Genomic DNA, 22,123 nt, shown 5'->3' on the forward strand with positions numbered 1-22,123 from the left:
GGTAGAGCAGTTTCATCTGTTCAGGCTGCCCTTCAGGGTCTTTTTCAGCTCGTAGAGGAAGTTCAACGCCTCAATGGGGGTGAGTGTTTCCACATCCAGAGCTTCCAGCTTGTCCATCATCTCGCTGGGCACAGCCGGAGAGTTATACTCCTGCAGGGCATCAAAATCCATCTGCTCTACTTTATTTTTAGGTGCAGTTGCTTCCAGCGCGCGCAGCACCTCATGGGCGCGGCGGGTCACACTGCCGGGCAGGCCTGCCAGCTTTGCCACCTCGATGCCGTAGCTGTCATCCGCCGGGCCGCGCACGATGCGGCGCAGGAAGGTGATGTCCTCGCCGCGTTTTTTTACTGCAATATTGTAGTTTTTTACGCCGTCCACGCCGCCTTCCAGCTCGGTCAGCTCGTGGTAGTGGGTGGCAAACAGAGTCTTGCAGCCAAGGCCCTTGGCGGGGTCTGCAATGTGCTCCACTACGGCGCGGGCAATGCTCATACCGTCAAAGGTGGAAGTGCCGCGGCCGATCTCGTCCAGCACCACAAGGCTTTTGGCGGTGGCATTTTTCAGGATCTCCGCTACCTCGGTCATCTCCACCATAAAGGTGGACTGACCGGCAGACAGATCGTCCGACGCACCGATGCGAGTGAAAATGGCATCCACCACACCCACATGGCAGCTGGAAGCCGGTACAAAGGAGCCGATCTGCGCCATCAGCGCAATCAGTGCATTCTGGCGCATGTACGTAGATTTACCTGCCATGTTGGGGCCGGTGATGATCAGGCAGCGGTCTGCACCGCAGTTCAGGGTGGTATCATTGGGTACAAACAGGCTGCCTTTCAGCATCTGCTCCACCACAGGGTGACGGCCCTCGGTGATGGTCAGCTCGTCACTGTCGTCCACGATGGGACGGCAGTAGTTGTTTTCCGCTGCCACCTGCGCCAGCGCCGTGAGCACATCCAGCTGGGCCACCGCATTGGCCGTGCGCTGGATGCGGTCCAGCTGAGCGCTGATGCTTTCCAGCAGTTCGCTGAACAGGCGGTGCTCCAGCGTGATGAGCCGTTCGTGGGCACCTAAGATCTTGCTTTCCAGCTCTTTCAGTTCCTGCGTGATGTAGCGTTCGCCGGAAGTCAGGGTCTGCTTGCGGATGTAGGTCTCCGGCACCATGCTCTTATAGGAGTTGCTTACCTCGATGAAGTAGCCAAACACATGGTTATAGCCGATCTTCAGCTTGGGGATGCCGGTCTCCTGCCGCAGGCGGGCTTCCAGCTGCGCCAGAACGCCTTTGGTATTGTCACGAATGGAACGCAGCTCGTCCACCTCGGCATGGTAGCCTTTGGCAATGACACCGCCATCCTTGAGGGTAGAGGGCGCTTCCGGGTCCACCGCCGCATAAATACGGGCCTTGATGTCCTCCAACGGATCGATCTGTACTGCCAGTTCAGCAAGCTCCGGGCAGCCGCAGGCCTCAGCCAGCCTGCGCAGGCCGGGCAGTCGGTCGCAGGTCTGGGCCAGCGTATAGATCTCCTTGGGTGTGGCAGAGCCGTAAACCGTGCGGGTCATCAGGCGTTCCATATCCGCAATGTAACCCAGCTCTTCGGTCAGGTCGCCGCGGGCCATGGTCTGCTTGACAAGGCTCTCCACAGCGTTCAGGCGGTGGTTGATGAGTGCACTGGAAATAAGCGGCTGCTCGATCCAGCTGCGCAGCATACGCTTGCCCATGGATGTACTGGTCTTATCCAGCACCCAGAGCAGCGTGCCCCGCTTTTCGCGGCCGCGCAGCGTCTCGGTCAGCTCCAGATTGGCGCGGGTCACGGGCGAAAGACGCATGAACTGGGCCTTATTATAGGTTATGACCGTTTTCAGACGTTCCACGCCCTTGATCTGGGTATCGTGCAGATATTCCAGCAGTGCCGCCATGGCAAAGCGCACAAGGCCGTCCGCTGCAATGCCGGTGGTCTGCGCCCAGTCGCGGCCAAACTGGTTTTCCAGCGATGCCGCCACAAGGCCCGGTGCATAGCGCTCCTCTTCGATCAGCTCCACCGAACAAGTCATATTCTTTTTGATGTACGCCGTCACCTCGCGGCAGTCCAGCAGACCCGGATTCATCAGCACTTCGCTGGGATGGTAGCGGCACAGCTCCGTAATGACCGCCGGGGCAATCTTGTCTGCATTCAGCTCTGTGATATGGGCCGTACCGGTAGAGACATCCGCAAAGCACAAACCTGCTTTCTTTCCTTTGAGGAAGATACTGGCAATGTAGTTATTGCGGTCATCCTGCAGCATACTGCTCTCAATGACCGTGCCGGGTGTGACCACGCGGATGATGTCCCGCTTGACAAGGCCCTTGGCCTTGGCCGGGTCTTCCACCTGCTCACAGATGGCTACTTTGTAGCCCTTGGCGATCAGCCGCGCCACATAGCCCTCGTAGCTGTGGAAGGGCACGCCGCACATGGGTGCTCGCTCTTCCATGCCGCACTGCTTGCCGGTCAGGGTCAGGTCCAGTTCCTTGGATGCCGTCAGGGCATCGTCAAAGAACATCTCATAAAAATCGCCGATGCGGTAAAACAGAATTTCATCCTTATGTTGTTTTTTGATCTCAAGATATTGCTGCATCATGGGCGACAGCTCTGCCATGGTTTACCCTCTCTCCCGTTCTATGGTTCTGTGCACAAGTTTGCGGCTTGTAACCGCTTTTGCAAACAAAACGCGGTCTGTTTTGCACAGCCGCGTTTTGTTTTTGCCGGTTTTAGTGGCAGCCGCCGCAGGTGGAGCAGCTGCCGGTGCAGGAAGCAGAAGGCTCCTGTACCGTCATGGGGTCGCCGCCATTCATGGCAGTGTTGATGATGGCATCGATATAGTTCACGAGGTTCTCGCAGTCACGCTTGGCCTCGTTGTAAGCCACCATGCCCTCGTTGCCCATGATCTGGCCGTACAGGCTGTTCACCTTTTCGTTCAGTTCGGCGATGCGGGCATCGTTGCGCTCGCTCTTGCCGATCTCATTGTTCAGATCCATGCGGGCGAGGTTGAACTCGCCGATCAGGTTCTGCAGCTCTTCGTCCTTATCGTTTGCCTTGCGGGTCTGATCCAGAACGAGGTAGCGGCTATCGGTCTGCAGCGCAACGGCTGCGCGCTTGAAAAGATCAATGCAATCCATTTGAATGGTCTCCTTCTTATTTTATACGTTCAGGGGCACTGCCCCGGAATCACTCAGGCAAGCTCACCCAGCAGCACAGTCGCCCGTGCGCCCGTGAGATGTACGTTGGCATAGCTGCCCATCAGGGAAGCGTCTGCCGTGAACTCCACCGTCAGGTTGTTGTCCAGACGGCCGGAGAGGGTGCCCTCATTGCGGCCAAAGCCCTCTACCAGTACCTTCACAGTCTGACCAACCTGCGCCTTGACCAGCGCCATGGCGATCTCGTCCTGCACCTTGAGCAGGCGGGTCATGCGGTCGGTCTTTTCCTTACGGGGGGTGGGGTCCGGCATTTCGGCAGCCTTGGTGCCGGTGCGCTTGGAGTAGATAAAGGTGAACAGCTGCATATAGCCCACCTTCTGCACCAGTTCCAGCGTCTTTACAAAGTCTGCTTCGGTCTCGCCGGGGAAGCCAACGATGATGTCACTGGAAAAGGTGATGCCGGGCACCGTTTTGCGAGCGTATTCGATCAGCTCCATGTACTGCTCCACCGTGTAGTGGCGGTTCATCTTCTTCAGCAGTTCATCGGAGCCGCACTGCACCGGCAGGTGCAGGTGCTTGCACAGCTTCGGCTGGGCGGCAATGGTGTCGATCAGCTTGTGGCTGGCATCCTTGGGGTGGCTGGTCATAAAGCGGATGTGATAATCGCCGGGCACCGTGCACAGCAGGTTGAGCAGATCAGAAAAGTCCACCTTTTCTTCCAGACCCTTGCCGTAGCTGTTGACGTTCTGTCCCAGCAATGTGATCTCCTTATAGCCTGCCTCCACAAGACCGCGGAACTCGGCAAGGATATCGCCGGGCTTGCGGCTCTTCTCGCGGCCGCGCACATAAGGCACGATGCAGTAGGTGCAGAAGTTGTCGCAGCCGTACATGATGGGCAGCCATGCGCGGAACTCGCTCTCACGCCGGATGGGGATATTCTCCACGATGACCGGGCGCTGGGCGGGTTCCATCAGCACACGCTTATGCTTCTGCAGCTTCTGGGCAATGAGCTGCGGCAGGGTATCGATTCCGTCCACGCCAAACACAAGGTCAACGTAAGGATAGCTCTGGCGCAGCTTTTCTACCACGTGCTTCTGGTTGGCCATGCATCCGCACAGGCCGATGATGAGATCATGCTTTTTTTCCTTGAGTCCCTTCAGGGCACCTACGTTGCCGAACACACGCTGCTCGGCATGCTCACGCACGGCGCAGGTGTTGAAGAGGATCAGGTCTGCATCCTCGGGCTTATCGCACAGGCCATAGCCGATGTCCATCAGCACGCCCTTGATCCGCTCGCCGTCGTTCACGTTCTGCTGACAGCCATAGCTGTGCACAAAGGCCAGCGGCGGCGTATCATAGGCCTGCTTTACCAGCTCAGCGGCAATGTTATTATGTTCAAAACTAATGTATTCCAATCAAACCATCCTTCTCCGCCGGGCCGAAGCGCCCTGTGCGGCGAAAATCTACTTGCACTTTCTGAAAAGAGCCTTCTCTATAGTATACCCTGTTTATACGCTCCGGGCAAGAGGTTCCGTGCAAATTTTATGGTTCAGTGGGCGTTTTCCTGCGCCTGCTTCTCGCAGCAGACCTCGCATACGCCGATCAGCACAACAGCGCAGTCCTGCACATAGCCCTTCTGGTTTTTCACCAGTTTCATTACCTGCTTTTCGTCCACCTCGGCATCGGTCACGCTGCCGCACACGGTGCAGTACAGATGGCTGTGCCAGGGCAGCGTGTGGTCAAAGCGGTCAGCCTTGCCTGGAATGGACACCCGGCGCACCCGGCCCGCATCCACCAGACTATTCAGGTTACGGTATACGGTGCCAAGGCTCAGGCCCGGGCATTCCTTGACTGCAGCATCATAAATTTCCTCGGCGGTGGGGTGGTCGCACAGGTTCTGCACCGTCTGCATGACCAGCTCACGCTGTTTGGAATATCGCATAACTTCTCCTTTGCTTTCTCCTCATACAAAAGGTCTTGTTCAGACGTTCTCTTCGCCCTTGATCTTTGCCCAGTAGGCACGGGCCGCCTGCTCATTTTTGTTATCGCCAAAGGTATAATATTTTACGTCCTTGATGGCATCTGGCAGGTACTGCTGCTCCACCCAGTGGTGGGCGTAATCATGGGCGTATTTGTAATTCTGTCCCTTTACCAGCGCATCCTCACCGTCGTAGTGCTTGTTCTGCAGTTGGCGCGGGATCGGCCCGGTACGGCCCGCCTGCACATCCGCAATGGCCGCGTTGATGGCATCATGGGCACTGTTGGACTTAGGACTGGTGGCCACCAGAATGACGGCATCTGCCAGCGGGAGCCGTGCTTCCGGCAGGCCCACCATGTTGGCGGCATCAATTGCCGCCTTCACAATGGGGATGATCTGTGGATAGGCAAGGCCCACATCCTCGCAGGCACATACCATTAGGCGACGGCAGGCCGAGGGCAGATCTCCTGCTTCCAGCAGACGGGCCAGATAATGCAGCGCCGCATCCGGGTCGGAGCCGCGCATGGACTTCTGGTAGGCTGACACGATGTCGTAGTGGTCATCGCCCTCCCGGTCATACCGCATGGCAGTGCGGCGGGTGACCTGCTGGATCATTTCCAGCGTAATGTGCTTTTCCCCATCCTCAATGGGAGCTGCCGTCACCGCAAAATCAAGACAGCCCAGCGCCTTGCGCAGGTCGCCGCCTGCGCTCTCGGCAAGGTAGGCACAGGCATCCTCGTCCATGCAGACCTTTGTGCTCTCCCCTTCCGAAAGCTTTTTCAGTGCATTGTGCACCCCACGCTCCACATCCGCTGCCGAAAGTGATTTGAACTCAAACACCGTACAGCGGGACAGCAGCGCATTATAAATGTAGAAGTATGGATTTTCGGTGGTGGATGCAATGAGCGTCACCGAGCCGTCCTCAATGCATTCCAGCAGGCTCTGCTGCTGTTTTTTGTTCAGGTACTGGATCTCGTCCAGATACAGCAGGATGCCTCCCGCACCTGCCAGCGTGCCGATATCCTTGAGCACCGCCTTGATGTCCCCGGTGCCGCAGGAAGTGCCATTGAGCTTATGCAGCGTCATACCACTGTTTTCTGCAATGATGCGTGCCACCGTCGTTTTTCCGGTACCGGACGGGCCGTAGAAGATCATGTTCGGGATGCGTCCGCTCTCGATGGTACGGCGGAACACCCTGCCCGGTGCCAACAGATGCTGCTGACCGCAGACATCTGCCAGTGTTTTGGGCCGCAGACGCTGTGCCAGTGGTTCGTTCATCGTGTTTTCCTCCTCCCGTACCGAGGCGCGATTCCCCCAGCATTTTTCTATAGTATATCGCATTTTGGCAGTAAGAGCAAGGTTTTATCTGAAAATCATTCTCAGATAATTTTTGCCCGCAGTTTACAAAAAACGCAAAACATGGTATTATCGTATCAGCTTTTGTCGATAGGAGTGGATGAAATGCCTGTTCGCAAAAAAGCACCAGAAGACCTTACTGCAAAAAAGGCGCTGGCGCTGGAAGTGATTGACCGGTTAAAAAAAGAATACCCAGATGCCGGCTGTACATTGGATTATGACCACGCCTGGCAGCTTCTGGTCAGCGTGCGTCTGGCAGCCCAGTGCACCGATGCCCGCGTGAACATTGTGGTGGAAGACCTGTTTGCCAAATATCCCAATGTTGCTGCGCTGGCTGCTGCAGAACCCGAAGACATTGAAGCCATCGTCAAGCCCTGCGGGTTGGGACACTCCAAAGCGCGGGATATCTCCGCCTGTATGCGGGTGCTGCGCGATAAATACGGTTGTCAGGTGCCCACCACCTTTGAGGAGCTGCTCGCCCTGCCCGGCGTAGGCCGCAAGAGCGCAAACCTTATCATGGGCGATGTGTTTGGCAAGCCTGCTATCGTAACAGACACCCACTGCATCCGGCTGTGCAACAAGATCGGCCTTGTGGACGGCATCAAGGAACCGCAGAAGGTGGAAATGGCCCTGTGGAAGATCGTTCCTCCGGAAGAAGGCAGCGACCTGTGCCACCGCTTTGTGATGCATGGTCGGGCAGTGTGCAATGCGCGCAAACCAGAATGCGAAAAATGTTGTTTGAAGGATATTTGCCGCTTTGCCCGGGAAACCGCCGGGCAGAGCGCAGAGCTTTAAAATTCAGGAGGTAGAATATTATGTTTGGTTTTATTTTCAGTCTGCTGATCGGCGCTCTGGCTGGTTACATCGCCGGCCGCATTATGGGCAGCGAAACTTCCACCGTGCGCAATATCGTGCTGGGCATTCTGGGCGGTTTTGTAGGCAGCATCGTGTTCGGCCTGATCGGTCTGAGCGCTACCGGCATCGTGGGTGAGATCCTCGTTTCCGTTGTGGGTGCCTGCATCTGCATCTGGATCGGCCGTAAGCTGTTCAACTGATTTTTCTTGTGTGCAAGGCTGCTCTTCGAGTTTTTTTCTCGGAGAGCAGTTATATTTTTGCGTCACAGACTATTTGCACCTGTTCTGCCGCAAAATCAAATCTTGACAGCGCACAGGAAGTATGATAGAATATTTCTCGTTGCAGAACATGCAAGAAAATTTTATCTGCTACTGTGGCTCAGCTGGTAGAGCAGCTCACTCGTAATGAGCAGGTCGCCTGTTCGAATCAGGTCAGTAGCTCCAAAAGTCCTACGAAATTACGTTTAGAATCGTAATTTCGTGGGATTTTTTTATTTAGTCTCGCAAGTTTTCACAAAACCGCAACATCGCCCACAAAACAAGACAAAATAAAACGCCCCGTGACACCATTTCATAGGGCGTTATACGCATTTTTATGCTTTCTTTTGGACAGGCTCCTTGAGTTCACAATGTAGGTTTGTCAATGATGAGTTTCTGTGATGTTTGGTGTAGCAATTTAACTGTACCACAGAACGACTCATTCGTCTTTTTTCACTTTGTGACACATCTATTGTAATCCTACACAGCTTTTATGGTTCAATATATGAAATTTTATTGAAAATTTTTCATGGTAGTGGTAAAATATTTTTGTGTCTCTGTCATTCTGTGCCCCTTCGCGGTAGAGGGAGAGCGCAAAACAGAAAAGACGCAAAAATTGCGGCATCCTTTCCGTGGGTGGGTTTTACAGCGCACACTCTTGCGGACGGTGATGTATGATCAGTAAGCCAAAGCAGCCAACCGCAAAACGATGGCTGCCCAAGAAGTGTGAGGAGGAGGATCGGATGAAAACAAAAACATTGCGCCGCCTTTTTTCCATGCTTGCGGCACTGGTGATGGGGCTATCCCTGCTCACCGGATGCAGCGAAAAAAATGCGGAACGAACACAGGAGCAGGAAGACGCTCAGACTATTCAGGTGTATCTGTGGAGCACCAGCCTGTACGAAAACTATGCCCCCTATGTCCAGTCCCAGCTGCCGGACGTGAACATTGAGTTCATCGTCGGCAACAACGATCTGGATTTTTACAAGTTTTTGCAGCAGAACGGCGGTCTGCCGGATATCATCACCTGCTGCCGCTTCTCGCTGCACGATGCGGCACCGTTGAAGGACAGCCTGATGAACCTTGCCATGACCAATGAGGCGGGCGCTGTGTACAACACCTACCTCAACAGCTTCAAAAACGAGGATGGCAGTGTGAACTGGCTGCCGGTGTGCGCGGATGCCCACGGCTTTGTGGTCAACCGCAGCCTTTTTGAGCAGTACGATATTCCCCTGCCCACCGATTACGCAAGCTTTGTAGCGGCCTGTCAGGCTTTTGAAAAGGTAGGCATCCGCGGCTTTACCTCCGATTATACCTACGACTACACCTGCATGGAAACCCTGCAGGGGCTTTCCGCTGCCGAGCTTACCACCACCGCGGGGCGCAAGTGGCGCACTACCTACAGCGACCCCGCCAGCACCGCGCGGGTGGGTCTGGACGACACCGTATGGCCGGGGGCGTTTGAGCGGATGGAGCAGTTCATTCAGGATACCCACCTTACAGCAGATGATCTTGCATTGAATTACGACGATGTGACCGGAATGTTCCGGAACGGAGAAGTTGCCATGTACTTTGGCAGCTCTGCCGGCGTGAAGATGTTTCAGGATGAGGGCATCGACACGATCTTTCTGCCCTTCTTCAGCCAGAACAGCGAACCGTGGATCATGACCACCCCCTATTTCCAAGTTGCCCTGAACCGGGATCTGGAGCAGGACACCGCGCGCCGCGAAAAAGCCATGAAGGTGCTGAACGTCATGCTCTCCGAACAGGCGCAGAACCGCATCGTCTCAGAGGGGCAGGACATACTGAGCTACAGCCAGAACGTTCCCCTGCGCCTGACCGAGTATCTGAAGGACGTCCGCAGCGTGGTGGAAGAAAACCACATGTATATCCGCATCGCCTCCAACGATTTCTTTGCCGTTTCCAAGGATGTGGTCTCCAAAATGATCGCAGGCGAGCTTACCGCTGAGCAGGCGTATCAGGCCTTCAATGCCCAGCTCCTTGCCGATGAGGAGCCTGCCGACAACGAGACCGTGCTGACCTCCGGGAAGGCCTATTCCAACGTATTCCACGCAAACGGCGGCAGCGCTGCCTTCTCCGTGATGGCAAACACGCTGCGCGGCGTGTATGGCACCGATGTGCTGCTTGCCACCGCAAACAGCTTTACCGGCAGTGTGCTGCAGGCGGATTATAACCAGAAAATGGCAGCTTCCATGATCATGCCGAACGGTCTGATGTCCCGCCAGCGCACCATGACCGGTGCGGAGCTGAAAGAGACCGTCCACGCCTTTGTGGAAGGCTGCGAGGGCGGGTTTGTGCCCTTCAACCGCGGTTCTCTGCCAGTGGTCAGCGGCATTGCTGTGGAGGTAAAAGAGAATAACGGCAGCTATACCCTGACCGGCATCACCCGGAACGGGCAGCCGCTGGGAGATAACGACACCGTTACCGTGACCTGCCTTGCAACGGAAAAGCAGATGGAAGCGCTGCTTGCGAGCGATAGCGGCACGTCTGCTGGCGAAGATACGTGGGTAAAAAACACATGGCGCGATTATATCTCCGGCGGCGCAGCGCTTGCAGAGCCGGAAAACTACATGACACTGAGGTGAGCGGAATGGCAGACGAAAAGCACGAATCCAAACGCAGCTGCTATTCCCGGCACAAGTGGCTGCCTGCCGCCGCTGCCATCCTTCTTTTGGTCTTTCTGGCAGCCGGTTTCAGCTTCCGGTACATCTCGTTTATGTCGCAGACCATCTATCAGGAAAGCACCTCGCATCTGGAAGAGGTACTGTATAAATCCAATAGTATGCTGAAAGAGATGGTGCGCAAAAACCTGACCTATCTGCATCTGTGCAACGGCTTTCTGAAAAACACCTCGAATGAGGATGAAATTCAGGCCTATATCGAGGAAGCACAGCAGGCAACCGGATTTGTTAACTTCTACTTTCTTTCCTATGACGGCAACTACATGACCGTGACCGGGGGAACCGGCTACCTTGGCCTGCAGACCAATCTGGACGAAAAGCTCTCCGATGGCGAGGATATCGTCGTGAATACGGCGCTGCCCGGCAAAGCCCCGATGCTTGCGTTCATCTGCCCCGAAACGCAGGGCAGCTACCGGGGCTTTGCCTACGATGCCGTTGCCATCACCTATTATAATGATGCTGTGCTGAGATTGCTGGACAGCTCTGCTTTTCAGGGCAATGCCAGCAACTATGTGATCTACCCGGATGGGCGGGTGGTGATTGACAATTCCGTAAATCGCAAGGAAATCATTTACAACTTCATTGCGATGCTGCGCGACCATTCCGACCTTTCCGAGGAACAGATTCTTGCCCTTTCGGATGATTTTGCGCAGGGCCGCAGCGGAAACCTGCGGGTCAAACTGGGCGACACCAGTTATTATCTGGTCTACGAGGATACCGCGGTCCAGAACTGGACGATGGTGGGGCTTGTGCCGGTCAGCATCGTCAATGCCAGTCTGGATAAGCTGTGGTTCCACACGGTGCAGATCGTGGCGGGCATCGCCTTTGGCCTTGCTGTGCTGATCATCCTGCTGATCCTGCGCAGAAGCCATACGACCCTGCGCCGGAAGGACACTGAGATCCTGTACCGGGACGAGCTGTTCCAAAAGCTTTCGCTGAACGTGGACGACGTTTTCCTGATGCTGGACGCAAAGACCTCCAAGGTGGATTATGTCAGCCCCAACGTCGAACGGCTGCTGGGCATCCCGTGGAAAGAAGTGCGGCAGGATGCCCGTGCTCTGGCAGCGCTGCACCCGAAGGATGACCCGGATCGCGACAAGAACTTTCTGGAAGGACTGCTCAGCGGGCAGCAACGCGAATGGGATTTCGAGTTTGAGCATCGGGAGACCAAAGAGCGGCGCTGGTTCCATAACATCGCCATGGGCAGCGAGGTAGAGGGCAGGACCAAGTATATCCTTGTCTTGTCCGACCGCACCGCCGACAGGCAGGTGAATCAGGCACTTTCGGATGCCGTTGCAGCGGCCGAGACTGCCAACCGCGCCAAAAGCACCTTCCTTTCCAATATGTCCCACGACATCCGCACCCCCATGAACGCCATCATCGGCTTTACCACGCTGGCACTCAGCAACATTGACGATAAAGACCGGGTGAAGGATTATCTTGCCAAGACCCTCGCTTCCAGCAATCATCTACTTTCCCTCATCAACGATGTGCTGGATATGAGCCGCATCGAAAGCGGAAAGATCCATCTGGAAGAAGTGGAAGTCAACCTTTCGGATGTGCTGCACGACCTGAAAACCATCGTCAGCGGGCAGATCTACGCAAAGCAGCTGGAGCTTTATATGGATGCCATGGATGTGACCGATGAGGACGTCTACTGCGATAAGACCCGGCTGAATCAGGTACTGCTGAACCTGCTGTCCAACGCCATCAAGTTCACCCCGGCGGGCGGCACGGTCTCGGTGCGGGTGCGGCAGCTTGCCGGAGCGGTGCGCGGCTGCGGGCAGTACGAGTTCCGCGTCAAGGACAACGGCATCGGCATGAGCCAAGAGTTCGCCAAAAAGATTTTTGAGCCGTTTGAGCGGGAGCGCACCTCCACGGTAAGCCGAATCCAGGGCACCGGCCTTGGCATGGCTATTACCAAAAACATCGTGGATATGATGGGCGGCACCATCGAGGTGCAGACGGCGCAGGGCAAGGGCAGCGAGTTTATCATTCGTGTGCCCATGCGTGCGCAGGCAGAGCACCGTCCGGTGGAAAAGATCACCGAACTGGAAGGCCTGAAGGCACTGGTGGTGGATGACGATTTCAACACCTGCGACAGCGTGACAAAGATGCTGGTCAAGGTGGGCATGCGTGCCGAGTGGACCCTTTCCGGCAAGGAAGCGGTGCTGCGTGCACGGCAGTCCATCGAGATGAGCGATGCTTACCATGCCTATATCATCGACTGGCGCTTGCCAGACATGAACGGCATCGAGGTCACCCGCCAGATCCGCAGCCTGAACGATGATACGCCCATCATCATCCTGACTGCCTACGACTGGTCCGACATTGAGGTGGAGGCAAAGGCTGCCGGTGTGACCGCCTTCTGCTCCAAGCCCATGTTCATGTCCGACCTGCGCGAGACCCTGATGAGCGCCATCGGCCAGACACAGACGGATGCGGCGCAGGAGCTTCTGCCGAAAAAGAACACCAACTTCAAGGGCAGGCACATCCTGCTGGTAGAGGACAACGAGCTGAACCGCGAGATCGCGCAGGAGATCCTGTGCGAGTACGGCTTCCGGGTCGATACGGCGGAAAACGGTGCCGTGGCGGTGGAAAAGGTAAGCACTGCCGCACCGGGCAGCTATGATCTGGTGCTGATGGATGTGCAGATGCCGGTGATGGACGGCTATACCGCCACCCGGCAGATCCGCGCACTGGGCGACCCTGCACTGGCAAAGATCCCGATCCTTGCCATGACTGCCAACGCATTCGATGAAGACCGCCGCAATGCCTTGGAAAGCGGCATGACCGGCTTTTTGTCCAAACCCATCGTGATCGGCGACCTTGTGCAGGAGCTGCGCAAAATTTTGTAACAAGCCGCCTGTCAGGCATAAAAAAATAAAGCACCCGCAGCAATTTGCTCACCGGAGATTCAAAACCTCTGTGGCGCTTGCTGTGGGTGCTTTTGCTTTTGGGCGCTGTTTATTTCAGTACATCTGCAAGGACCTGCAGCAGGTGCGGAATATCCAGCGGCTTTGCAATATGGCCGTTCATACCGGCCTTCAGTGCATTCTGACGGTCTTCCTCAAAGGCATTTGCCGTCATTGCAAAGATGGGGATGCCAGCCTTTGCGGCATCCGGCAGTGCACGAATCTGCCGCGTTGCCTCGTAGCCGTCCATGTTGGGCATCTGGATGTCCATGAGGATCAGGTCATACTGTCCGTCTGCCGCCTGCTTCATCTTCCGGACGGCGATCTCGCCATCCTCGGCAGATTCCACCTCAAAGCCCGCTTCCTTCAGGATCTCCACTGCGATCTCACGGTTCAGCTCGTTGTCCTCCACCAGCAGGATCTTTTTCCCTTTGAAGGCCTCCGCGTTCAGCTGCACCGGCCTGCAGGCAGGCTCTGCACCGAACGGCTCTGCCAGCACTCTGCGCAGCTCCGAGAGGAACAGCGGCTTTTCGCAGAAGGCGGTAACACCGGCAGCGCGGGCTTCCTCTTCAATATCGGCCCAGTCGTAGGCGGTCAGGATGATGATGGGGCAGCTTTTTCCAATCACCTTGCGGATCTGCCGCACGATCTCGATGCCGTTCATATCGGGGATCATCCAGTCGATGATGTAAACGCTGAATTCATCCCCCTGCTCCATGGCATACCGGGTGCGGATCACCGCTTCCCTGCCGGAGATCGTCCACTCCGGCCGCATCCCGATCTTGGACAGCATGGTGCTGACGCTCAGGCAGGTGTCGGTATCGTCGTCCGCCACCAGTGCCCGCAGCCCTTCCAGCTGCGGGAGCTGCCTGAGCTCCACCTTTTGTCCGCTGAGCGCAAAGCAGAGATTCACGATGAACTCGCTACCCTTGCCCGGCTCGCTCTCAATGGTGATGGTGCCGCCCATCAGGTCCACAATGTTCTTGGTGATGGACATGCCGAGGCCGGTCCCCTGAATGCCGCTGACGGTGGAGTTTTCCTCACGGGCGAACTCCTCAAAGATGTGCTTCTGGAATCCCTCACTCATGCCGATGCCGTTGTCCTTGATGCGGAACTCATAGCAGGCCCGGCCCGCAGGCGCACCGTTTTTCTCAGCAATGCGAATGCTGATCATGCCGCCTGTGGGAGTGAACTTGATGGCATTGGACAAAATGTTCAGCAGGATCTGGTTCAGCCGCAGCGGGTCGGTGATGATATCCTCGTTCTCCACATCCATGGTATCAATAAAAAGCGACAGCCGCTTTGCCGAAACATTGGGCTGAATGATGGAGCGCACATCGTGGACGAGGTCCGGCAGATGCACCGCTTTTTCCTCGATCTTTACCTTTCCGCTCTCGATGCGGCTCATATCCAGCACATCATTGATGAGGGAAAGCAGATGCTGGCTGGATGTGGAGATCTTTTTGAGGTAGTCCAGCACCTGTTCCCTATTGTCGATATGGGTCGTAGCCAGCGAGGTGAAGCCGATGATGGCGTTCATGGGGGTGCGGATATCGTGGCTCATATTGAACAGGAACTCCCGCTTGGCGCGGTTTGCCGCCCCCTCGTGCTGAAGCGCGATCTCCAGCTTGCGGTTCTGTTCCTCCAGCTGGGTCTGGTACTTCCTCTCCTGCTCTTTTTTCTGCAGCTCCATCTCCTGCACGGAGCGGCGGCGCAGCAGCTGAAGGATCATTACAAGCAGGATGTAGCCGACCAGCACCGTCAGGATCAGCAAAAGCGACTCCCGGAAGATTATTTTTTCATCCGTGTACGCATAGAGATCAAAGGATCTGCCATGGCAGAACATCCCGAAATAGCAGCCGGAGCCGTTCCAGTCCCGGGTATGGGTCAGCTTCTCTGCGGCCCCGGCTTTGCGGATTCCCTGCGCCAGCGGACTGCCTGCAACATCTTGCCCAATCAGCTCCGGGCGGTTTGCGGCAACGACCTGATTGTTCTGCACGATGAACAGCGTGCCGCTGGTTTCTGCCGGGTAGCCATCCAGTATGCTCTGGATGGACAGCGCCGTTTCCTCCACAAATTCCGCCGGGGTGTACCGGTAGGCAAGCAGGAGCAGCTCTGTGCTTTCTGCCCGGTGTGCCGCAACATCCACAGCAGAGCCATCTTCCAGCAGGACGCGCTTCACATAGGTCTTTCGCGGGTAAGATAAAACGTCCAGAACAGCGTCATTTTTCAGCTGGTCGCCAAACCGGTCATAGCCGATGCCGTTGGTCGTGGACTCGCACCGGAGCGTGCCATCCGGTCCCAGAACCGAAATGCCGGTGAGCCAGAGCTTTTCTGTCTGCCTGTTCAGGCACTGCGGGTCGGAGAGGTCAAGCGCAGGATTCTCTGCCAGCTGATGGACTGCGACCGCCGTGCGGCGGAGTGCCTTTGCCGTGATGGTATCGTTGTGCTTTTCAAAGCTGGTGGACTGGGATTTGACAAACTCAAGGGTCTGGCAAAAGCGTTCCTCTGCTGTGCGCATTGCCCGCCAGCTGGAGAAAAAAGCAACACCGGCCATCAAGAGCACGCCGATGATCAGATAGGCTGTCCATATCCTTTTATCCGGGGTGGTTCTGTTTTTACGCGCCAATTATGTCCACCTCCAGATACTGCGAAGCATTTTCAAGGTATCGGCCAATGATCCGCTCCAGCGTGCCATCCGCGCGCATCTGCGCAAGGGTATCGGTCAGCTGGCTGTCCAGCCCGCGGGTGTCGTTCTTGGCAAAGGCGATGCCCAGCCCGGTGACCAGCAGCGGTTCCTCCAAAATGCGGAAGTCTATGGCATTGTCCTTCATATATTGCAGGATGCCTGTCTCGTGGGCGGCGATGCCGTCCACATAGCCGCAGGCCAGCATTGCGTACTGCACACTGCGGTTTTCGATGCTGAGCACCTCCACCGTCTGCGGGATGCGCGGGTCGGAGCCGCTGAGAAAGATCTCCTCCGGCTTGCCGGTGCTCTGCACGGCGACGGTCTTGCCGGCAAGGTCGCTGAGGGATCGGATGCTGCTGTGGGCATCCACCGCAACCACCTGACGGCTCACCATGTAAGGCCCCGCCCAGCGGTATACCTCTTCGCGTCCATCCATGGAAAAGCAGCCCCAGATACAGTCGATGGCGCCGCTTTCCACAAGATTTGTTTTCTGCTCCCAGTTGATCGTTTCAAACCGGGCAGCATACCCCATGCGGCGGAACGCCTCGGTGGCGATCTCCACATCGATCCCGGTGGGAACACCGTCATTATTCAGATAGATATAAGGTGGATAGCTGTCGCTTCCCACAACGATTTGTGCAAGACCGCTGTCTTTCGCTTCCTTTTCTCCGCAGGAAGTCAGACTGCTTACGGCAGCAGCTGCCGCCAGCAGCGTGCATCCATTCAGGAATGCACGGCGTGAGATTCTGTGTTTCATTCGGGCTTTTTATACTCCTGTTTTGATTGCATCCGCAGCTCAGTTGTGCTGCTGTAATTCTTCTTTCAGGGCAGCTTGGATATCCGTCAGGCATTGCGGCAAGAGCGGCTTCCTGTTGATGAAGTTTTTCCAACAGCTGCTGCTCACGCGCTTTGTAATACTCCTCGATCTCGGAAAGTGTATTCACGTTCTAATCTTCTCCTGCATCATTCACATCGTTTGTATGCTTCCTCTGCGGAAACGCGCTTGTCCGCTATTTATTTTCGGGGGAATAACACGGAAGCGTTTTACCGTCTGCTCCAGCGCAGCAATATCCACAGGTTTGGACAGGTGCTCGTCCATGCCGGCTTCCCTGCTCTTCTGCATATCCTCAAGGAAGGCATTGGCGGTCATGGCAAGGATGGGAATGATCCTGCCCAGCGGGTTTTCGCCGCTGCGGATGCGGCGGGTGGCTTCCAAGCCGTCCATCACCGGCATCTGCACATCCATCAGGATCATGTCGTACTCGCCGGGCTTTACGCTGGCAAAGGCATCCACGATTTCCTGACCGTTGGAGCAGATGGTGCAGCTTGCGCCATTGGCTTCCAGCAGCATTTCCAGAATTTCGGCGTTGATGGCGTTATCCTCGGCGCAGAGGAACTTCATGCCGGACAGAGGAGAAGTTTCTTCCTCTTCCTCCGGGAGCACCTGTGCCTCTGGCACCGTATCTGCTTCGGCATCAACGGGAAATTCCAGCACCACCTCAAAGCGAGTGCCCTTGCCGGTGGTACTCTCCACATTGATAGAGCCGCCCATCAGGTCCACGATGTTCTTGGTGATGGCCATACCAAGGCCGGTGCCCTGCACCTTGTTGGTGCCGGAGCGCTCCTCGCGGGTAAAGGGGTCAAAAAGGGTCTTCTGGTAGGCCTCGCTCATGCCAATGCCGTCATCCTGCACCACAAAGCGGTATCGGGCGTAGTGCTCGTTTCGGGGCAGCTCGTCCACCTCAAACCGGATATGCCCGCCGGTGGGCGTATACTTGACTGCGTTGGAGAGAATATTCATCAGCACCTGATTCAGACGGTTGGGGTCTGCCAGCACGTTTTCGTGCTGCAGATGGGTGTTTACCGTAAAGGTCTGGCGGCGCTGGCCTGCCTGCTGGCGGATGATGCTGTCCAGCTGGCTGATCTGCTGGGGCAGATTCATTTTTTCCACATTCAGGGTGGTCTTGCCGCTCTCGATGCGGCTCATGTCCAGAATATCGTTTATGATGCCCAGCAGCAGCTGGCCGGAATTTTCCAGCTTGTCCAGATGTTCGGCCAGCTTTTCCGGCTGGTGCAGCTCGTTTTTCATCAGAGTAGTTATGCCGATGATGGCGTTCATGGGGGTGCGGATATCATGGCTCATGTTGGCAAGGAAGTCCGTCTTAGCCTTGCTGGCGCGCTCGGCGGACTGTAACGCCTCTGCGGCAATGTCCTGTGCCTGCCGCAGCTCATCGTTTACCTGCGTCAGATGGATGTTGTATTGCTCCAGACGGAGGTTCGCTTCTTTTTCTGCCTGCAGCTCCTGCTGCTGCTTTTGCCGCAGGAGAGACCAGCCGACAAAAACTGTTATGACCGAGAACACCATTGCAATGACGATGATGATGATCATGACGATGCTGACCAGCTTCTGCGTATTCACGGCCACATATTTTGCCGGAACAAGGAACGCCAGTGTCCACTGAGCGTTTTCCATCTGCTTCAGGGCGTAGAAATACTCGGTCCCGTCCAGCACGGCGTTGGAATAGCAGGAGCCTGTGCGGTCAAGCCGCTCCTTTGCCACCGCAAAGGAAGAGCCGTGCAGATAGGACATCCAGGATAGCACGGTGTATACATTGTGTCCCTTCAGCAGTTCGGTATCATTGGCGTTGAACAGCTTGAAACCGTTGTTGTCCAGCACATAGACACTGTTGTTATTTTCGTAGGCATCACAGCGGAAATAATCGTTCAGTTGGGTCATGCTTTGCGAAATGCCATAGTAGCGCAGGGTGATCTCTTTTTCTCCGCTTTGCAGTGTGATGGGGGTGGAGAGCTGTTCCAGAAACACCATCCGGGAGTCGTCCACGGTCAGCGAGTTAGAAACGTAGCTGACCCGCTGCGGTGCGCTTTCCAAATACTTCATTCCTCGCAGCAGCCCCATGCGGCCATTCTCAGTATAGTAATGTCCGGCAGAGTCCACGGCAATCAGTTCGATCTGTCTTTCATGGTAATTGGAAAGCTCCGACAGCTTTTTCAGATAGCGATAGAACTCGGTATCGGTCTTTAGCGGGGTGTAGTACAAATAATTGCATTGTACATTCACCTCGTCCCAGTGAGTGTCGATCACATCCTCCAGACTGCGGAACATCTGGTGGGTGACCTCTTCCATCTGGTTCAGCCGCTCATGGTAGACAAGGTTCTGGATGTAGGTCTGGCTCATGATAAAAAGGGTCAGGATGACCGCAACAATGACAAAGCCGGTGCCCCAAAGCAGCTTTTTATATAGTTTGTTGTTCACATCCGGTATCTCCTGTCCGTTCTGTTCAGCTCCATGCAGTGTCTGCCCGGCTGATGGTGGTGTATGCACCAAAGAAGGCTTTTGCAGCATCCATGCCCACCACGCCGCTGTCTGTGACCGTGGTCTCCGCAGCCAACTGGTCGCTCACACCGCAGATGGCAACCTGATAGGTCTTGCCCGCATCCGGCTGCACCGGGCTTACCAGCACATAGGGGTAGCCCTTGCCGTTGCCGTAGGCATCGTAGCCCGTGGCCAGCAGGTCGTTGATCTGCTGCCCGGTCAGGGTAACGGTCTGGATGGTGCGGTTCCAGCCGGTGGGCAGGATCACCGAAAGGTCGTAATCCGTAATGCCCTTGGCGTACAGCTTGGCAGCTACGCCGTGATGGTTCTGATCGGTGGGGTTGCCGGGGATCCATGTGCTCAGCGACACCAGTGCAAGGTCGCTGCCGGTAGCCTGTGCAAAGCAGCGGCCTACCAGCATGGCGCAGTCCTCCTGCGAAAGCTCCTCCGTAACGGTAGTGATGGTATCCGGGGTGTTGTTCACCACACTATCCTGATCCTCGTCCAGCTGACGGACCACATCCTCCATGGTGGCATTGCCCTTCATGAAGTCCAGCATTTTAAGGCCAGTGGTCACGATGGTGTTTTCCCAGCCGGAATAGATAAAGGGCGCGGTGTTGCCTGCATTCAGGGCATCGGCGATGTCGGCATAGTAGGTGCCGTCCGCTTTTGCGTCCTTGAAGGGCAGCAGGCTGCTTTTCAGCGCCGTTGCGGGCTGCAGAGCGCTGGTGCCTGCAACGGTGGAAAGCACACGCATCACCTTGAGCGCATCTTCCAGCTTCTGGGGGGCCTGCTCCAGCTTTTTATTCAGACCGTAGAAGCGGTTCACATTCAGCACAAAAACGTTCTGGGTGCCGTCCTCCGAGAGAAACGGCATCAGCCCGTATTTATCGGCGTTGCCGTCTGCCTCCACGATGCCGTTGGTGCCGCCCATCAGAAACAGGGTGTTGCCCTCGGTCATCCTCTGCCGGGTCACATTGTCGTCAAGAGCATCGCCGGTGTCGTTCAGCATCCCGATGTCCTTCCACTTCTGGACATAGGCCATCGCCCGCATCATGCCGGGGGTATTGCTGACATTCGCCTTACCGGACAGATAATCCCGCTGCCACAGCCTGCCGTCCAGTGTGCCGAGGAAATCGGCGTCCGCAATGTTGCACAGATACTGGAAACCATAGCCCGGATACTGGATCTGCGGCAGACAGAGATCGACCTCTGCTTTCTTGGCCTTTGCAGCCAGTTCTTCCAGCTCAGCGAAAGAATTGGGCAGCTCCCAGCCGTATTTTTTCAGCAGGGTCTTGTTGTAGGTGATGCCGTAGCAGTTGTAGGTCGAGGGCAGCAGGTAGATGGCACCGTTGTCGAACACGTCCTGCAGACGGGACTCCACATAGTTATCCGTAAAATCGTAGCCGGAAAGGTCCAGCAGTTTGTCGGAGACCAGATCGATCCGGGGGTCGTAGTAGGTCAAGGTGCAGACGTCCGGCAGGTCGCCCGCCGCAAACATATTCTGCAAACAGGTGGTGGTGTTATCGCCGCTGTAGGGCACGACCTCGATGTTCACTTCCGGGTAAACGCTGTGTACCTGCTCAATAAAGGCTTCTATCTCCTTATAAGGTGCCATAAAGGTGATGGCTTCGTGCACATCGTCTTTTTTAGCCGTTTCGGTCTTACCGCCGCCGCAGGCAGTCAACGCCGCCGTGGCTGCCGTAATGCCGCAGACCTGCAAAAAAGAGCGGCGGGAGATCTTTTTCATCATATAAATTATACCTCCCTCACATTATCGGAAAGTGCAGTAGCGCAGTGCTGCCCTAGCTATTCTTACACATCCCATAGGAATCCACACACCCGCAGCCTGTCCGCATGGGCTTTGCGCCGAGCTTCCATAAAATAACATTATTATTGTACCATTGCAACAAAAGTGTTTCAAGTTGTTTTTGAAGGCTTTTACATACGAAAGTACTTTTTATATCTGATTCTGCCTTTTGCATGGCATAAAATGCAAAACATCCTATTGAGGAAATAATCGTAGATGGTTAGCATGAATGGAAAAAATGTGCAGGCTCATCATCAACACTAAACCACCCAGTGTGAAGAAGAGCTTTTCACATCCGGCGGCTGCGTGGATCAGCTGCTGCCAAAGGCCCTTTTTCTGCATAAACAAGATCCAGCCCATGGAGGCAATGTAGGCCATGCCGACACCGAGATGACTGAGCATTATCTCCATGTTCTACAACACCGGCACCCGGATGGGGCTTATCCACGAACTGCGGCTGATGCAATGCTACCTGATGCCGGACGAACCTGCCCTGCGAGAGCTGTCGGAGGGGGTTATCGAAAAACTGAAACTGCTGACCGATGCAGAGTTTGCCGAACTGGAATTTCCACTGGACTGACTTTTGCCGCCTACGGGCGGCATACATAAAGTATTTTGTTCTTCCAAAAGATATGCTATAATCAAATTAGACAAAATTTCTCTCTTCAAGCGATTTCTCCGCAATTTTCCTGTGGCTCTGCTCGTATCAAAAATAAGGGACCGATTTTTAATTGTCAGAACGGAGGAACCATTATGGCAATCTTTGAAAAGACCATCCGAAACAAAAACTTTGACAAGCTGCTTCGGAAGCTGGAACAAGAAATCCCGGACAGCAGTTGGTCGGCAGATTTAGAGGCAGGCAGTGATTTCAAAGAGGGCGATGCCCGGTGCAGTGTCCGTGTATTTGAGCGGTACAGCATGATGGGCGGCAACCGCCTGAGTCTGACACTGACCATGTTCCAGAATGCGGACAGTCCGATCCGGCTGTCTGCCATCACCGCAGGCGGCAGTCAGGCGGTGTTCTTCAAGGTGAACACCCTTGGAGAAGAATCTTTTCTGGA

Annotated in this window: 16 protein-coding genes and 1 tRNA gene; 7 read left to right on the forward strand and 10 right to left on the reverse strand. The window is 55.6% G+C overall.

Going from position 1 to position 22,123, the window contains the following annotated elements; genetic code table 11:
• Positions 1-12: 12 nt before the first annotated feature.
• The 5 genes from mutS to GKG34_RS05205 form a co-directional block, all read right to left on the reverse strand.
• The gene (gene mutS, locus GKG34_RS05185; protein ID WP_154255719.1) at positions 13-2,628 is read right to left on the reverse strand and encodes a DNA mismatch repair protein MutS; all 2,616 of its coding nucleotides are present in this window, start codon (positions 2,626-2,628) and stop codon (positions 13-15) included.
• Positions 2,629-2,740: 112 nt separating this feature from the next.
• Entirely contained in the window at positions 2,741-3,148 is a 408-nt protein-coding gene (locus tag GKG34_RS05190; RefSeq protein WP_097775655.1) for a YlbF family regulator, read from the reverse strand.
• 53 nt (positions 3,149-3,201) lie between these two features.
• Positions 3,202-4,581: a tRNA (N6-isopentenyl adenosine(37)-C2)-methylthiotransferase MiaB gene (gene miaB, locus GKG34_RS05195; protein ID WP_005941726.1), complete on the reverse strand. Its 1,380-nt coding sequence runs from the start codon at positions 4,579-4,581 to the stop codon at positions 3,202-3,204.
• A gap of 134 nt (positions 4,582-4,715) precedes the next feature.
• The gene (locus GKG34_RS05200; RefSeq protein ID WP_005941724.1) at positions 4,716-5,108 is read right to left on the reverse strand and encodes a transcriptional repressor; all 393 of its coding nucleotides are present in this window, start codon (positions 5,106-5,108) and stop codon (positions 4,716-4,718) included.
• 39 nt (positions 5,109-5,147) lie between these two features.
• Positions 5,148-6,422 (reverse strand): replication-associated recombination protein A, encoded by a 1,275-nt coding sequence (locus tag GKG34_RS05205; protein ID WP_044953659.1) that lies wholly within the window; start codon positions 6,420-6,422, stop codon positions 5,148-5,150.
• A gap of 183 nt (positions 6,423-6,605) precedes the next feature.
• Here GKG34_RS05205 and nth point away from each other — a divergent pair, with 183 nt between their 5' ends.
• From nth to GKG34_RS05230, 5 genes are all read left to right on the forward strand, one after another.
• Entirely contained in the window at positions 6,606-7,295 is a 690-nt protein-coding gene (gene nth / locus GKG34_RS05210) for an endonuclease III (protein ID WP_044953658.1), read from the forward strand.
• A 20-nt stretch (positions 7,296-7,315) separates the two neighbouring features.
• Positions 7,316-7,555, forward strand: a complete 240-nt coding sequence (locus tag GKG34_RS05215) for a GlsB/YeaQ/YmgE family stress response membrane protein (protein WP_005941717.1) — start codon at positions 7,316-7,318, stop codon at positions 7,553-7,555.
• 167 nt (positions 7,556-7,722) lie between these two features.
• Positions 7,723-7,798: transfer RNA gene (locus GKG34_RS05220), tRNA-Thr, on the forward strand.
• 557 nt (positions 7,799-8,355) lie between these two features.
• The gene (locus tag GKG34_RS05225) at positions 8,356-10,218 is read left to right on the forward strand and encodes an ABC transporter substrate-binding protein (protein ID WP_154255720.1); all 1,863 of its coding nucleotides are present in this window, start codon (positions 8,356-8,358) and stop codon (positions 10,216-10,218) included.
• A 5-nt stretch (positions 10,219-10,223) separates the two neighbouring features.
• On the forward strand, positions 10,224-13,172 hold the full coding sequence (locus tag GKG34_RS05230; protein ID WP_154255721.1) for a PAS domain-containing hybrid sensor histidine kinase/response regulator: 2,949 nt from the start codon (positions 10,224-10,226) through the stop codon (positions 13,170-13,172).
• A gap of 109 nt (positions 13,173-13,281) precedes the next feature.
• On the opposite strand, the gene GKG34_RS05235 is transcribed toward GKG34_RS05230, so the two are convergent.
• From GKG34_RS05235 to GKG34_RS15630, 5 genes are all read right to left on the reverse strand, one after another.
• Complete coding sequence (locus tag GKG34_RS05235; protein ID WP_154255722.1) at positions 13,282-15,858, reverse strand: response regulator; 2,577 nt, start codon at positions 15,856-15,858, stop codon at positions 13,282-13,284.
• Positions 15,848-16,675 carry a transporter substrate-binding domain-containing protein gene (locus tag GKG34_RS05240; RefSeq protein ID WP_154255723.1) on the reverse strand — a complete coding sequence of 276 codons (828 nt, stop codon included), beginning with the start codon at positions 16,673-16,675 and terminating at the stop codon, positions 15,848-15,850. The genes GKG34_RS05235 and GKG34_RS05240 overlap by 11 nt, the downstream gene beginning before the upstream one ends.
• A gap of 210 nt (positions 16,676-16,885) precedes the next feature.
• Positions 16,886-19,192: an ATP-binding protein gene (locus GKG34_RS05245; protein WP_347563425.1), complete on the reverse strand. Its 2,307-nt coding sequence runs from the start codon at positions 19,190-19,192 to the stop codon at positions 16,886-16,888.
• A gap of 25 nt (positions 19,193-19,217) precedes the next feature.
• Positions 19,218-21,005: an extracellular solute-binding protein gene (locus tag GKG34_RS05250; RefSeq protein ID WP_154255724.1), complete on the reverse strand. Its 1,788-nt coding sequence runs from the start codon at positions 21,003-21,005 to the stop codon at positions 19,218-19,220.
• 252 nt (positions 21,006-21,257) lie between these two features.
• Positions 21,258-21,473, reverse strand: coding sequence for a hypothetical protein (locus tag GKG34_RS15630; RefSeq protein ID WP_173015221.1), 216 nt, complete (start codon positions 21,471-21,473; stop codon positions 21,258-21,260).
• Here GKG34_RS15630 and GKG34_RS05255 point away from each other — a divergent pair.
• Positions 21,472-21,642 (forward strand): transposon-transfer assisting family protein, encoded by a 171-nt coding sequence (locus GKG34_RS05255; RefSeq protein WP_154255725.1) that lies wholly within the window; start codon positions 21,472-21,474, stop codon positions 21,640-21,642. The genes GKG34_RS15630 and GKG34_RS05255 overlap by 2 nt on opposite strands.
• A gap of 173 nt (positions 21,643-21,815) precedes the next feature.
• Positions 21,816-22,123: DUF6054 family protein (locus tag GKG34_RS05260; protein ID WP_154255726.1), on the forward strand; the 308-nt coding region annotated here is incomplete at its 3' end.

The sequence above is a fragment of the Faecalibacterium sp. BIOML-A4 genome, from assembly GCF_009679665.1.
GTDB classification, from domain to species: Bacteria; Bacillota; Clostridia; order Oscillospirales; family Ruminococcaceae; genus Faecalibacterium; species Faecalibacterium taiwanense.

Bases quoted from the DNA above. Each gene is read 5' to 3' on its own strand.
- mutS (WP_154255719.1), bottom strand. From the start codon at position 2,628: ATGGCAGAGCTGTCGCCCATGATGCAGCAATATCTTGAGATCAAAAAA.
- GKG34_RS05190 (WP_097775655.1), bottom strand. From the start codon at position 3,148: ATGGATTGCATTGATCTTTTCAAGCGCGCAGCCGTTGCGCTGCAGACC.
- GKG34_RS05200 (WP_005941724.1), bottom strand. From the start codon at position 5,108: ATGCGATATTCCAAACAGCGTGAGCTGGTCATGCAGACGGTGCAGAAC.
- GKG34_RS05205 (WP_044953659.1), bottom strand. From the start codon at position 6,422: ATGAACGAACCACTGGCACAGCGTCTGCGGCCCAAAACACTGGCAGAT.
- nth (WP_044953658.1), top strand. From the start codon at position 6,606: ATGCCTGTTCGCAAAAAAGCACCAGAAGACCTTACTGCAAAAAAGGCG.
- GKG34_RS05215 (WP_005941717.1), top strand. From the start codon at position 7,316: ATGTTTGGTTTTATTTTCAGTCTGCTGATCGGCGCTCTGGCTGGTTAC.
- GKG34_RS05225 (WP_154255720.1), top strand. From the start codon at position 8,356: ATGAAAACAAAAACATTGCGCCGCCTTTTTTCCATGCTTGCGGCACTG.
- GKG34_RS05230 (WP_154255721.1), top strand. From the start codon at position 10,224: ATGGCAGACGAAAAGCACGAATCCAAACGCAGCTGCTATTCCCGGCAC.
- GKG34_RS05240 (WP_154255723.1), bottom strand. From the start codon at position 16,675: ATGAAACACAGAATCTCACGCCGTGCATTCCTGAATGGATGCACGCTG.
- GKG34_RS05250 (WP_154255724.1), bottom strand. From the start codon at position 21,005: ATGATGAAAAAGATCTCCCGCCGCTCTTTTTTGCAGGTCTGCGGCATT.
- GKG34_RS05255 (WP_154255725.1), top strand. From the start codon at position 21,472: ATGTTCTACAACACCGGCACCCGGATGGGGCTTATCCACGAACTGCGG.
- GKG34_RS15630 (WP_173015221.1), bottom strand. From the start codon at position 21,473: ATGGAGATAATGCTCAGTCATCTCGGTGTCGGCATGGCCTACATTGCC.